Genomic DNA, 14,051 nt, shown 5'->3' on the forward strand with positions numbered 1-14,051 from the left:
TTAATTAAGATCGGCTTTTTTATGGAAACCGTCGGCAATAATAGTGCTGTCGATATTGGATTTATCCACCGGGATCGGCGTCAATAACCAGGCCGGCACCGGTTTGACGCCGTTATTCAAGGTCGCGTTGGATTTGGGTTTTTCGCCTTTGCCCAGTTGCACGGCAATGCTCGCCGCCTCATCGGCCAGCTTGCTGATCGGCTTGTAGACCGTCATGGTCTGGGTACCGGCGACGATGCGCTTCACCGCCGCCAGATCGGCGTCCTGACCGGTAATGGCCACCTTGCCCGCCAATCCCTGTGCGGCCAGCGCCTGGATCGCCCCGCCGGCGGTCGCGTCGTTGGAGGCCACCACGGCGTCGATATGATTGCTGTTGGCAGTCAGCGCATTTTCCATGATTTTCAATGCGTTTTCCGGCAGCCAGCCATCAACCCACTGATCGCCCACCACCTTGATTTTCCCGCTGTCGATCAAGGGTTGCAGCACCTTCATCTGGCCCTGACGGAACAGTTTGGCGTTGTTATCCACCGGTGAACCGCCCATCAGGAAATAATTCCCCTGCGGCACCCGCTGCACCAGGCTTTGCGCCTGCAGTTCACCGACCTTTTCGTTATCGAAGGAGATATAGAAATCGATATCGGCGTTATTGATCATGCGATCGTAGGCCAATACCTTAATGCCCTCCCGCTTGGCCTCGCTGATGACGTTGCTCAGCACCTGGCCGTTATAGGGAATGATCACCAGCACGTCGACGCCGCGGTTGATCATGTTTTCTATCTGCGCCATCTGGGTTTCTTCATTGCCGTTGGCCGATTGCACGAAGACGTCCGCCCCCAATGTTTTGGCCTTGCTGACGAAAATATCGCGGTCTTTTTGCCAGCGCTCCAGGCGCAGATCGTCGATCGCCATGCCGATTTTGATTTCTTTGCTCATGGCCGGTTGGCTGGCCAGCGCCAGCAGCGCGCAGACCGAAAGGAACAGGGGTTTTAATTTCATCTTATATACCTTTGTTATTTAATGTGTAAGGGTAATAATTGAAACGGGCCGACTCTCGGATTGTTGTCGGTTATTTACTCTTCGGCAATTACAGATTTTTACCGGCGAATTATGATTTTTGGTTTAATGTTGTTTTTATGATGGCGGTCATGCTTTCACTCTGAAAAGCACTGTCGCGCGCCATAAAATTCAAATGAAACGCGCTTAAACGCCCTATTATGAGATCTGCCGCACATTTAATAATTCTGTGAATTTAAGAGTGAAATAACGTAATTGAGCCACCGGGTTCTAACTCCGAAGATAAATGCATCCCGTAAACCGGGCATCGCTACCCAGGAGTCGAAAATGCAATCCTATTTTGATCAGCTTGAGCAAGTTCGCTACGAAGGCCCCGACAGCAATAACCCGCTGGCTTTCCGCCACTATAATCCCGATGAGTTGGTACTCGGCAAACGTATGGCCGATCACCTGCGCTTCGCCGCCTGTTACTGGCACACCTTCTGCTGGAACGGCGCGGACATGTTCGGCGTCGGGGCCTTCGATCGCCCCTGGCAGCAGCCGGGCGATGCGCTGGCGCTGGCAAAACGCAAGGCCGACGTGGCGTTCGAATTCTTCCACAAGCTGAACGTGCCTTACTATTGCTTCCATGACGTCGACGTGTCGCCGGAAGGCGCTTCGCTGAAAGAATATCTGAATAACTTTGCGGTGATGACCGACGTGCTGGCGGAAAAGCAGCAAAGCAGCGGCGTGAAGCTGTTGTGGGGCACCGCCAACTGCTTTACCCATCCGCGCTACGGCGCAGGCGCAGCCACCAACCCGGATCCGGAAGTGTTCAGTTGGGCGGCCACGCAGGTATTCACCGCCATGAACGCCACTCATCGACTGGGGGGCGAGAACTACGTGCTGTGGGGCGGACGCGAAGGTTACGAAACCCTGCTGAATACCGATCTGCGCCAGGAGCGCGAGCAGATTGGCCGCTTTATGCAAATGGTGGTGGAGCACAAACACAAAACCGGTTTCCAGGGCACGCTGCTGATCGAACCCAAACCGCAGGAACCCACCAAGCACCAGTACGACTACGATGTCGCCACGGTGTACGGCTTCCTGAAGCAGTTCGGGCTGGAGAAGGAGATCAAGGTCAATATCGAGGCCAACCACGCCACCCTGGCCGGGCACTCCTTCCACCATGAAATCGCCACCGCCATCGCGCTCGGCATCTTCGGCTCAGTCGACGCCAACCGCGGCGATCCGCAGCTGGGCTGGGATACCGATCAGTTCCCCAACAGCGTGGAGGAGAACGCCCTGGTGATGTTCGAAATCCTCAAGGCCGGCGGATTCACCACCGGTGGCCTGAACTTCGACGCCAAGGTCCGCCGCCAAAGCACCGACAAATACGATCTGTTCTACGGCCATATCGGTGCGATGGACACCATGGCGCTGGCGTTGAAAGTGGCGGCCAAAATGACCGCCGACGGCCGGCTTCCTCAGCAGGTCGCCCGACGTTACGCCGGCTGGAACGGTGAGCTGGGCCAGCAAATTTTGCAGGGCAAACTGTCGCTGGAAGCCCTGGCGCAGTACGCTGAACAACATGCACTGGCGCCGCAGCACGCCAGCGGCCGTCAGGAACAGCTTGAGAACCTGATGAACCGCTACCTGTTCGGTTAACTGACCCGCGCGGCGCACCGTCCGCCGCGCCTTAAAGGATCTCAATCATGTACATCGGCATCGATCTCGGCACCTCCGGCGTAAAAATCATTTTGCTCGGTGAGCAGGGCCAACTGCTCGCCAGCCAGAGTGAGGCGCTGCCCATCTCCCGCCCTCATCCCCTGTGGTCAGAACAGGCGCCGCAGGACTGGTGGCACGCCACCGATCGCGCCATGCTGGTGCTGGGCAAGCAGCACAGTCTGCAACAGGTGAAAGCCATTGGCCTCAGCGGCCAGATGCACGGCGCCACGCTGCTGGATGACCGTCAACGGGTGCTGCGCCCGGCCATTCTGTGGAACGACGGCAGAAGCGCCGCGCAGTGCCAGGCGCTGGAGCAAGCGGTGCCGCAATCGCGGCACATTACCGGCAACCTGATGATGCCCGGCTTCACCGCACCCAAGCTGCTGTGGGTGCAACAGCACGAACCGCACCTGTTCAGCCAGATCGATAAGGTGCTGTTACCCAAAGATTATCTGCGCTGGTGCATGACCGGCGAATTCGCCGGCGATATGTCGGACGCCGCAGGCACCGGGTGGCTGAACGTAGCGCAGCGCGACTGGAGCGACGAGATGCTGGCCGCCTGCGGCCTGTCGCGCCGCCACATGTCGCAGCTGTTCGAAGGCAATCAAATCACCGGTCAGACCCACACCGAGCTGGCAAGGCGCTGGGGCATGCCGCCGGTGCCGGTGGTGGCCGGCGGCGGCGACAATGCCGCCGGGGCGATCGGCGTAGGGCTGTATCAGGCCGGGCAAGCCATGCTGTCGCTCGGCACCTCGGGCGTTTACTTTGCGGTCAGCGACGGCTTTCTCAGCAACCCGGCCAGCGCGGTGCACAGCTTCTGCCATGCGCTGCCCGACACCTGGCACCTGATGTCGGTGACGCTCAGCGCCGCCTCCTGCCTGGACTGGGTCTGCAAACTGACCAACGTCGACAGCGTCGCCACCCTGCTGCGCAACGTCGAACAGGCCCCTCCGGCGGAAGCCCCGCTGTGGTTTTTGCCTTACCTTTCCGGCGAACGAACGCCGCATAACAATCCCAACGCCAAAGGGGCGTTCTGGGGGCTCACCCACCAGCACGGGCCAAACGATCTGGCGCGGGCGGTGCTGGAAGGCGTCGGTTTTGCCCTGGCGGACGGCATGGACGTGCTGCACGCCAGCGGCCTGCAACCTTCGAGCATCACCTTGATCGGCGGTGGCGCACGCAGCCCGTTCTGGCGGCAGATGCTGGCGGATATCAGCGGCCAACGGCTGGAATACCGCACCGGCGGCGACGTCGGTCCGGCGCTGGGGGCGGCGCGTCTGGCGCAGATCGCCCTGAATCCGCAGCGCCCGCTGAGCGACCTGCTGCCCGAATTGCCGCTGGAACAGCTGCACGAACCGGATGCCGAACGCCATCGGCACTACGCCGCGCGGCGCAGCACCTTCCGCGAGTTGTATACCTGTTTGTTGCCGCTGATGTAACGCCCCGGGGGCAGTAACCCTGCCCCCTCATTATTACCAAATCGAATAGTCGCCAGTGGCAAATGTCGCTGCCAACCTGCGGGTTCCTCTCCTAAATTGGTGGGTGTTTTTTGACGTACCTCACCTCTGGATTAAGGAACTGAACGTGGAAAAAAACCAACAACAAAGCCGCAGAGCTTTCCTCAGCCAAACCGGCAAGCTAACCACCGCCTGCGCGGTGATCGGGCTGACCGGCGGCGTGGCGCAGGCTGCACCGCAAGCTGGCGGCCACTGTGCGCCGGAGGCCAAACCCATGACCCTGACCGACCATCACTACGTGCTGAGCGACGTACGGCTGGAGGAGGGTTTCGAATACGATGGCGATACGGTGATCGGCACCCGCACCGCGCTCTACCAGTTGGAAATCAAAGACGGCAACATTGCCGCCATCCATGCGGCGGATGCGGCGCCTATCGCCGGCGTGCCGCGCTATCAGGTGCAGGGTCAGTTGCTGCTGCCGGCGTTTCGCGACATGCACATCCATTTGGACAAAACCTTCTACAGCGGCCCATGGCAGGCACCGCGCCCACGCCAGGGCAAAACCATCATGGACATGATCGCGCTGGAACAAACGCTGATCCCCAAACTGCTGCCGACTTCGCAGCAGCGCGCGGAAAACCTGATCGCCCTGTTGCAATCCAAAGGCAGCACCGTAGCGCGCAGCCACTGCAATATCGATCCGGTCAGCGGGTTGAAAAGCCTGGAGCACCTGCAACGTGCGCTGGAAAACCACCAGGCGGATTTCAGCTGTGAAATCGTCGCCTTCCCGCAGCACGGCCTGTTGCATTCTAAGGTCGACGGCTTGATGCGCGAGGCCATGCAGATGGGCGTGCAATACGTCGGCGGGCTGGATCCGACCAACGTCGACGGTGCGATGGAGGCGTCGCTGGACGCGATGTTCCAGATTGCGCTCGACACCGGCAAAGGCGTCGACATCCACCTGCATGAAACCAGCCCCGCCGGGGTAGCGGCGATTAACTACATGATCGCCACCGTAGAAAAAAACCCGGCGCTGCGCGGTAAGGTCACCATCAGCCACGCCTTCGCCCTGACTACGCTGAACCCGAATGAGCTGGCGGAAACCGCCACCCGCCTGGCGGCGCAGCAAATCACCATCGCCTCCACGGTGCCGATCGGCGGGCTGATGATGCCGCTGCCGCAGCTCAGTGAAAAAGGGGTATTTGTGATGACCGGAACCGACAGCGTGATCGACCATTGGTCACCGTTCGGCACCGGCGACATTCTGGAAAAAGCCAATCTCTACGCCCAGCTGTATCGCGGTTCGGATGAGTTCCATCTGTCGCGCGCCCTGGCCATTTCCACCGGCGGCGTGCTGCCGCTGAACGACAAAGGCCAACGCGCGTGGCCCAAAGCCGGCGACAGCGCGGAATTCGTGTTGATCGACGCCAGTTGCTCCGCCGAGGCGGTGGCCCGCCTGCCCGCACGCCGCGCCACCTTCCATCGGGGGCGTCTGGTCGCCGGCCAGGTCAGCAAAGCCTGATGCTGGTCCGCTGATGCCATCATGATGGCCGTTTTTGGCCTTCTTACCTGCAGGATAACGGCGCAGTATGGCGTTATACCCCACAGGCGGAGGCCGAAAATGTCACATAGCGCATTATTGATCATCGATGTTCAGCAATCATTCCAGCATCGCCCTTTTTGGCAAGAGGACGATCTGCCCGCTTTCCAGCAGGCGCTCACAAAATTAATTGAAGGCTGCCGCCGGCAGGGCGTGGCGCTGGTCGACGTGTTCCACGTGTCCCCGCAGGGGCCCTTTTCGCTGGCGTCCGGCTTTGTGCAGCGCCTGCCGTTCCTCAGCCACCAGGCGGACGTTACCCTGCATAAACATGTACACAATGCGCTGACCGAATCCGGATTGGATGCCTGGCTACGTGAACGGGAGATCGATCACCTGATTATCTCCGGCATTCGTACCGAGCAGTGCTGCGAAACCACCACCCGCGTGGCAAGCGATCTCGGGTATCGGGTGACCTTCGTCACCGAGGCGACCCTGACGTTCCCGATGCAACACCCCGACGGCCAGATCTTTACCACCGAACAGCTCAAGCGGCATACTGAGACGGTGCTGGTCGACCGTTTCGCCCAGCTCGCCAGCGTGGATGAGGTACTGGCGCAACTGTCACAGGAGTCATAATGCCGCAGGCCGTCTACTTTCTGATGCTGCCCCAGGTGCTGTCGCTGGACGTCAGCGGCCCGGCCGAAACCCTGCGCTTGGCCGGGACGTTCAGCCTGCATTACATCGGCCCGGAGCCGCAGGTAACCTGCTCCATCGGCATGACGCTGAGCCGGCTGGAGCCGCTGCCCGCCCGGCTGGAAGACGACGCAATTTTGGTGGTGCCGGGGGTCAGCGATTCGGCGCGCTACTTTGCCAATCCGCAAGCCGAGCAGGCTCGCCGCTGGTTGGCGGCGCTGCAACCCGATCTGCAAAGCCGGCGCATCACGCTGGTCTGCGTGTGTTCCGGCGCGCTGCTGGCGGCGCAGGCCGGCTTGCTCGACGGCTACCAGTGCACCACTCACCATGACGTGCTCGAACGCATGCGCCTGCAGGCACCGGCGGCGCTGGTGAAAGAAAACCGCATTTTTGTCGAAGACCGCAGCGTCTACACCAGCGCCGGCATTACCGCCGGTATCGATCTGGCGCTGCACCTGATCAACCGCCAGTGCGGCGCAACCCGGGCAACGGAAGTCGCCCGCGAAATGGTGGTGTATTTCCGCCGTTCCGGCGACGACCCGCAGCTTTCGCCGTGGCTGCGCTACCGCAATCATTTGCACCCGGCGGTCCACCGCGCCCAGGACGTGATGGCCGCCGAGCCGGAGGCCGAATGGTCAGTGCCGCAGGTGGCGGAAAAAGCCCACGTCAGCAGCCGCCATCTGGCGCGGCTGTTCCGCAGCCATATCGGCATCAGCGTGCGGGAATATCATGAGCAGCTGCGGCTGGCGGTCGCGCAACAGCGCCTGCAACAAGGCTACGGGCTTGAGAAAGCGGCGCTGGCGGCCGGGTTCTCGTCCGGCCGCCAGCTGCGGCGTGCGCAGCAGCGCGGGCAAAACCCGTTATGACACCAGCCTTCGAACGTCCAGCTTCTGTAGCCCCATCGACAGCAGCAGGCTGAGCGCCAGCGCCACACCGAATACCCAGAAGATATCCAGCAGCGGATGAGCGGTGAGTTCAAGGTGCCGGCTGCGCATAAAGTTGACGATAATGGCGTGAAAACCGTAGATCGCCAGCGAATGGCGGGAAAAAATGCCCAGCCAGCCGATCGGATCCGGCAGGCAGTTCTTGAACCACACCAGCAGCGACACCGCCGCGATAAACACCAGCGGGCCGCAGTAAATGTAAAAGGTGTCGGCAAAGCTGCCGTTGATGAACATCTGGCTTTTGGTGCCGCGAACAATCAGCGCCACGCTGAGTGCAAAACCCAGCGCCGCCAGCCAGCTGATGCCGCGCCGCCCGGTGTCCATCATGCCAATCGCCCGCCCGGCCAGCGCATACAGCAGGTAATAGAAGGTATCGCCGTAGATATACAGATTGACCGGCAGCAGGTGAGCGTTACCGACGGTCACCGCACCGGTATTGGGGTTGGCAACCACCGCCAGGATCACCAGCACCCCGGCCAGATAACGGCGCGAGACCGGTTTGACGCTGATCAGCGGCGAGAGCAGGTAAATCACCGCAATCGCATAGAAGAACCACAGGTGATAAAACACCGGTTTTTGCAGCATGCCGCGCAGCGACGGCCAGAAGCCGATTTTGGTGAAGGCCGCGATATAGACCAGCGCAATGAGGCTGTAGAACAGGATGCAGCAGCCGATACGGATGAAATGTTTTTTGCCGGCGCTTTTCTCGCCGAAAAACAGATAGCCGGAAATCATGAAAAACAGCGGCACCGAAACGCGCGACATGCCGTTCAGCACGTTGGCGATGTCCCAGTTATGTTCCCCCACCGCCATGCCGTTGGTGACGTAATAGGTGGTGGCGTGGATCATCACCACCATCATGCACGCCACCGCGCGCAGGTTATCTATCCAGCCAATTTTAGTGCTCAAAACGGTGCCCGACGTTGTGTCATATTTTTATGTTAATAAGAGGTTATAGAGCACGGGCCGCGGCGACAACCCAAAAGCGAAATATCAGAATGTGCTGAAACAACACCTTATCGTTGCTAAGGTGAACAATTGGCGGCAAAATAGCCGCCATAACTCGCTCAGTTTGCGCTTCCCGCCCTGGCAGTTCCTTTTTTCTTCTTCACTATCAGTACTATAAATATGAAAACGACATTACCACCTGCGGCACGCTTGGGCCGACAGGCGCTTTTATTCCCTCTTTGTCTGGTGCTGTTCGAATTTGCCACCTACATCGCCAACGATATGATCCAGCCCGGCATGCTGGCGGTGGTGGCGGAGTTCAACGCCGGCGAAGAGTGGGTGCCGACATCCATGACCGCCTATCTGGCCGGCGGCATTTTCTTGCAATGGCTGCTCGGCCCGCTGTCGGACCGACGTGGCCGCCGCCCGGTGATGCTGGCCGGCGTGGCGTTCTTTATCGTCGCCTGTCTGGCCATTTTGCTGGTGACCAACATCGAGCAGTTTATCTTTATGCGTTTCCTGCAGGGTATTGGCCTGTGCTTTATCGGCGCGGTCGGCTACGCCACGATACAGGAATCCTTCGAGGAATCGGTGTGCATAAAAATCACCGCGCTGATGGCCAACGTGGCGCTGATCGCCCCGCTGCTCGGGCCGTTGGCCGGGGCCGCGCTGATCCACGTCGCGCCGTGGCAGAGCATGTTCGTGCTGTTCGCGGCGCTGGCGGCGATTGCCTTTTACGGCCTGTGGAAGGCGATGCCGGAAACCGCCTCGCTGCAGGGCGATAAATTCTCGGCCGCCAACCTGTGGCGCGACTATCGCCAGGTACTGAGCAACCGCCGCTTTGTTTGCGGGGCGCTGGCCATCGGCTTCGCCAGCCTGCCGTTGCTGGCCTGGATTGCCCAGTCGCCGGTGATCCTGATCAGCGGCGAATCGTTGTCGACGCTGGATTACGGCCTGTTGCAGATCCCGGTGTTCGGTGCGCTGATCCTCGGCAACCTGACGCTGGCGCGCCTGACCGGTAAAAACAGCGTAGAGCGCCTGATCAAGCTGGGCGCGGTACCCATGATGCTGGGGCTGCTGGTCGCGGCGCTGGCTACGCTGTTCTCCAGCCACGCCTATCTGTGGATGACCGCCGGGCTGAGCCTGTACGCCTTCGGTATCGGGCTGGCCAACGCCGGGCTGTACCGCCTGACGCTGTTCTCAAGCGCCGTCAGCAAAGGGACGGTCTCCGCCACCATGGGCATGCTGAGCATGCTGGTGTTTACCGTCGGCATCGAGCTGGCGAAAGTGGCCTATGTCTGGGGCGGCAGCGGGTTGTTCAACCTGTTTAACCTGATCAGCGGCCTGTGCTGGCTGGCGCTGGTGGCGCTGTTCCTCAGCAAACGCCGCAGCGGCGACGCAACGCCTGCGCCTAACGAAGCGCTGTAACAAACGCCGGGTTAACGACACGGGAAGAGACAATATCTCTTTCCGTGTTTCAAGATTTACACAGGATTTAACACTATCAGTCTGGTGAATCAGTTCTCAAACTCATAGCCCATGCCAGTACCGCCTCATGGCTAATAATATTCATCTGTTCAACATCACTAAGTGCCTCTAGCGTCAAGCACCTCTGTTCTTTCTCTCGCACAGGCCCGTCATACTTTTCATCATCTTTTCCTACGGACAGTGGCGATAAACCTTCAGTATTCATCCTGATGACCTCGAGACTTAATCAAAATACACGGCTATACCCAAAATAATTGGAGTTGCATCAAGGCGGCAAGAGCATGAGTCCCCAGGAGCTTACTCAAGTAAGTGACTGGGGTGAGTGCTCGCAGCCAACACAGAGGCAACTTCAAGTATGACGGGTATACAGCCCGCTATCGCGCAGCAGGTGTTGGTTGCCCTTGCGGCGGGTAAAGCCGCTGCGATCGAAAAATTCCAGCACCTGGATCGCCAGCTTGCGGCCGACGCCGAGCCTGTCGCGGAAATCCGCAGCGTTGGTGCTGCCCTGCGTTGCATCCAGCTCCCGGATAAGCGCAGCGAACTGTTCGATACGCCGGCTGAGATAATAACGGTCTACCACCACCGCCGCGATGTGACCCAACTGCGCCGCTTTACGCAGCGTCGCCCGCACGGGGGCCTCTTCTTCGCCCAATTCCGCGGCCAAATCGCGCACCCACCAGGCCTCGTCACCGAACAGCGGCTCAATACGGCGCCACAGAATCTGTTCTTCCGCGCTGAACGCCAGACCATGCTCCGGCAAGTGCAGCCAGCCGCGCGTATTGCGCACGCTGCCGGCGGCCAGCAACCGATCGATCATCATAAATACCAGCGCTTCAGGCAACGAAGGCAACGCCATGCGCCGCAGGCGCGCTCGTCCCAATCCAAGCTGATCGGCATGCTGGTGGTGGTACTCGAACAGGACTTGCAGCAAGCGCTGTTGGCCCTGCTGTGCATTCTCCTGCGCCAGCGCCCACTCGCCGGCAATCAGCCATTCATGGTCCGCCAACAACTCGGCCAGACCGCCTTCGGTCAGTTGCCGCGCCCAGGCGAACATCGCCAAATCCAGCGGCCCGTTGGGCAGGTGCAGCGCCAGCGCCTGGCGATCGTCGCCGGCCTGCGCCAATGCCGCCAACCAGGCAAGGTAATCCGGCTGGCGTTTACCGCGTTTCGGCGTCGTCAAACTCAGCACCCGTGCGCCGCCCAGGGTCTGGCGGGCGCCGATATCGCGCAGCACCAGCCGATCGTTGTCCGCCAGCCACAACGGGCGATCGAGGATCAGTTCCGCCAGGTGTTCATTCAATAACGCAATCCGGCCGGTGATATGACTGGCGGCGTGATGCAGATGCAGCGGTTGCCAATGCTTGATCGGCTGGTCGAGATCCAGCGCCACCAGAATGCGTTCTGCCGCCTGCAACGGCTTTTTCGCCAACAGCCAGTCACCGCGAGCCACCTGCTCTTTGCTGACGTCACCGCTGATGTTCAGCGCGATGCGCTGCCCGGCCTGCGCCTGCTCAACCTGTTGATTCTGCGCGTGCAGACCGCGTACCCGCACCGGGGCGTCCGCACCGGTCAGCCACAGCGTATCCCCTACCGCCACCTGCCCGCCCAGCGCGGTGCCTGTTACCACCAGACCCGCCCCTTTCACGCTGAAGGCGCGGTCTACTGCCAACCGGAAACGGCGCGTCAGCGCATGCTCATCAGGCCGTAACGCCAGCAGATGCGTACGCAGGGCGTCAATCCCCCGATCCCGCACCGCAGCGGTGACAAACAGCGGCGCATCGGGCCAGCCCTGCCGTGCCAGTTCATCGCTAACCTGCCGCCGCACCTCGTCAACCCGTGCTTCGTCCACCCGATCGGCCTTGGTCAATGCCACCGTCAGCGCCGGGCGCCCACTCAGCCGCAGGATCGCCAAATGCTCGCGCGTTTGCGCCATCACGCCGTCGTCGCAAGCCACCACCAGCAGCGCATGATCGATGCCGCCGATGCCCGCCAGCATATTGGCGAGGAATTTTTCATGGCCGGGCACGTCGATAAAACCCAGCACCAGGCCGTCGGGCTGCGGCCAGTAGGCATAGCCCAGATCGATGGTCATGCCACGGCGTTTTTCTTCCGGCAGGCGATCGGCGTTGATCCCGGAGATCGCCTGCAACAGGGTGGTTTTGCCATGATCGACATGGCCGGCAGTGGCGATAATCATGCGTTTAACGCCTCGATCAGCGCCTGTTCCTGCTCAAGGCAGCGCAGATCCAGCCACAGCCGGCCGTCGTTAATTCGGCCGATCACCGGCTGCGGCAGGCGGCGCCAGCGTTCTGCCAGCGCTTCCAGCGTCGCCCCACGGCCGTCGAGCGGCGTAAAGGTCAAGGCGTAACTGGGCAACCTGTCCACCGGCAGCGAGCCGCTGCCAATCTGCGACCAGCAGGGTTCGGCGCGCAGTTGGAAGCGTTCGGCAAACTGCGGTTCCAGCGCGTGCAGCAAGCGTTCGGCTGCGGCCTGCATCGCCTGTTGCGGGCGGGTCAGCAGCCGCAGCGTCGGCAGTCGCTCCGCCAACAATTCAGGCTGTTGATAGAGGCGCAGCGTGGCTTCCAGCGCCGCCAGCGTCAACTTGCCGACACGCAGCGCGCGTTTAAGCGGATGCTGCTGCAACCGGGCGATCAGCGCCTTTTTGCCGACGATAATCCCGGCCTGCGGGCCGCCCAGCAGCTTGTCGCCGGAGAAAGTCACCAGATCCACCCCGGCGGCCAGCAGCCGCTGCGGCATCGGCTCGGCCGGCAGGCCGTACTGCGTCATATCAATCAGCGAGCCGCTGCCCAGATCGGTGACGGTCGGCACGCCGTATTCGGCGCCGAGCAGCGCCAGTTCGGCTTCATCCACCGCAGCGGTAAAGCCCTGAATGCTGTAGTTGCTGGTATGCACCTTCATCAACAACCCGGTCTGTTCGTTGATGGCGTTACGGTAATCTTTCAGGTGGGTACGGTTAGTGGTGCCGACCTCAACCAGCCGGCAGCCCGCCTGGCGCATCACGTCGGGGATGCGGAACGCGCCGCCGATTTCCACCAGTTCACCGCGCGACACCACCACTTCCTTGCCGGGCGCAATCGCCGCCAGCATCAGCAACACGGCCGCCGCATTGTTATTGACGATGCAGGCATCTTCCGCACCGGTCAGGCGGCACAGTAAATCCGCCACGGCGCGATCGCGATGCCCGCGCCCGGCGCCGTCCAGATCGTATTCCAGCGTCACCGCCGCCCCCATCGAATGGCTCACCGCGTCGATTGCCGGTTGCGCCAGCAGGGCGCGGCCAAGGTTGGTGTGCAGTACGGTGCCGCTCAAATTGAAAACCGGCGCCAGCGCCGAACGCTGCCGTTGCGCCAAACCGGCGCTGAGCGCCTGCGGCCAGTCGCTGCACCAATCGGGCAGCCGCTGCTGCTGCCTGATCGTCTCACGCGCCTGCAACTGCAATGCGCGCAGCAGATCGCCAATCAGCGTCTGGCCATGTTGGGCCACCAGCGGTTCGATAGCGGGATCGCGCAGCAGGCGATCAATAGCGGGTAACTGGCTGTAAAGAAGGTGGGATTCAGTGCTCATGGTCGCTCGGTTTTTTGTGTGAGGATGCGGCATAAAACAACCCCCCGCCAAAGCGGGGTGAGGGAATTCAGGGGGGTGAAGTGCGGGAAAAACTTTCGCGGGCAAACAGCCGTTCGGCCAGTTTGATCAACGCAGGCCGTTCGACGCACCAGTTGGGCATGATGCGGCGAAAATTGAGGTAGCCCAGCGCACAGCCGGTAGCGATGTCCGCCAACGTCAGCTCGGCGGCGTTCAGCAGCGTCTTTTCCTGCGCCAGCTTCTCCAGCGCGTCCAGCCCGTGCGTCAGCTTGTCGCGCTGGCGCAGTATCCAGTTTTCGTCCTGTTTTTCCGGCGCGCGTTTGCTCTCGCGAAACAGCGTGGCGGCGGCTTCGGTTACGCCGTCGGCCAGCGCTTCCACCTGGCGAATGCGCAGCGCAGCCGCGCGATCGGCGGGCAAAAATGCCGGGGCGGCGGGAAGCAGTTCGAGGTATTCGGCAATGACGCGCGAGTCGTAATAAGCCACGCCGTCATCGGCCACCAGCACCGGCACCTTGGCGAGCGGATTCAGCTCCACCACCCGGCTGCCCGGCTCATACGGCGGATCGTTAACGAATTCGAACGCGATCCCCTTTTCCAGCAACATCACGGAAATCTTGCGTACAAAAGGGCTGGTATAACTGCCAATCAGCTTCATCC

Annotated in this window: 11 protein-coding genes; 6 read left to right on the forward strand and 5 right to left on the reverse strand. The window is 61.0% G+C overall.

Annotated elements, in window-relative coordinates; all coding sequences use genetic code 11:
• Nucleotides 1–996, reverse strand: coding sequence for a D-xylose ABC transporter substrate-binding protein (gene xylF / locus ACUTQW_RS17495; RefSeq protein ID WP_004950719.1), 996 nt, complete (start codon nucleotides 994–996; stop codon nucleotides 1–3).
• Nucleotides 997–1,341: 345 nt separating this feature from the next.
• Here xylF and xylA point away from each other — a divergent pair, with 345 nt between their 5' ends.
• The 5 genes from xylA (at nucleotide 1,342) to ACUTQW_RS17520 (ending at nucleotide 7,277) form a co-directional block, all read left to right on the forward strand.
• On the forward strand, nucleotides 1,342–2,661 hold the full coding sequence (xylA, locus tag ACUTQW_RS17500; RefSeq protein WP_006322931.1) for a xylose isomerase: 1,320 nt from the start codon (nucleotides 1,342–1,344) through the stop codon (nucleotides 2,659–2,661).
• 47 nt (nucleotides 2,662–2,708) lie between these two features.
• Complete coding sequence (gene xylB, locus ACUTQW_RS17505) at nucleotides 2,709–4,160, forward strand: xylulokinase (protein WP_445654924.1); 1,452 nt, start codon at nucleotides 2,709–2,711, stop codon at nucleotides 4,158–4,160.
• Between the two features lie 145 nt (nucleotides 4,161–4,305).
• Nucleotides 4,306–5,700: an amidohydrolase family protein gene (locus ACUTQW_RS17510; protein WP_020438265.1), complete on the forward strand. Its 1,395-nt coding sequence runs from the start codon at nucleotides 4,306–4,308 to the stop codon at nucleotides 5,698–5,700.
• 99 nt (nucleotides 5,701–5,799) lie between these two features.
• Nucleotides 5,800–6,354, forward strand: a complete 555-nt coding sequence (locus ACUTQW_RS17515) for a cysteine hydrolase family protein (RefSeq protein ID WP_004950705.1) — start codon at nucleotides 5,800–5,802, stop codon at nucleotides 6,352–6,354.
• Nucleotides 6,354–7,277 (forward strand): GlxA family transcriptional regulator, encoded by a 924-nt coding sequence (locus ACUTQW_RS17520; RefSeq protein ID WP_006322926.1) that lies wholly within the window; start codon nucleotides 6,354–6,356, stop codon nucleotides 7,275–7,277. The genes ACUTQW_RS17515 and ACUTQW_RS17520 overlap by 1 nt, the downstream gene beginning before the upstream one ends.
• On the opposite strand, the gene ACUTQW_RS17525 is transcribed toward ACUTQW_RS17520, so the two are convergent.
• The gene (locus ACUTQW_RS17525; protein ID WP_006322925.1) at nucleotides 7,272–8,264 is read right to left on the reverse strand and encodes an acyltransferase; all 993 of its coding nucleotides are present in this window, start codon (nucleotides 8,262–8,264) and stop codon (nucleotides 7,272–7,274) included. The two genes, ACUTQW_RS17520 and ACUTQW_RS17525, sit on opposite strands and share 6 nt — an antisense overlap.
• 219 nt (nucleotides 8,265–8,483) lie before the next feature.
• On the opposite strand from ACUTQW_RS17525, the gene ACUTQW_RS17530 reads away from it, so the two are divergent.
• Complete coding sequence (locus ACUTQW_RS17530; RefSeq protein ID WP_004950695.1) at nucleotides 8,484–9,731, forward strand: MFS transporter; 1,248 nt, start codon at nucleotides 8,484–8,486, stop codon at nucleotides 9,729–9,731.
• 409 nt (nucleotides 9,732–10,140) lie between these two features.
• Here the strand turns inward: ACUTQW_RS17530 and selB are convergent, their stop codons facing one another.
• The 3 genes from selB to ACUTQW_RS17545 form a co-directional block, all read right to left on the reverse strand.
• Entirely contained in the window at nucleotides 10,141–11,988 is a 1,848-nt protein-coding gene (selB, locus tag ACUTQW_RS17535) for a selenocysteine-specific translation elongation factor (protein ID WP_020438262.1), read from the reverse strand.
• Nucleotides 11,985–13,376, reverse strand: a complete 1,392-nt coding sequence (selA, locus tag ACUTQW_RS17540; protein ID WP_020438261.1) for an L-seryl-tRNA(Sec) selenium transferase — start codon at nucleotides 13,374–13,376, stop codon at nucleotides 11,985–11,987. The genes selB and selA overlap by 4 nt, the downstream gene beginning before the upstream one ends.
• Nucleotides 13,377–13,443: 67 nt before the next feature.
• On the reverse strand, nucleotides 13,444–14,049 hold the full coding sequence (locus ACUTQW_RS17545; protein ID WP_020438260.1) for a glutathione S-transferase: 606 nt from the start codon (nucleotides 14,047–14,049) through the stop codon (nucleotides 13,444–13,446).
• Nucleotides 14,050–14,051 lie beyond the last annotated feature (2 nt).

The sequence above is a fragment of the Serratia sp. TSA_7 genome (genome assembly GCF_052692135.1).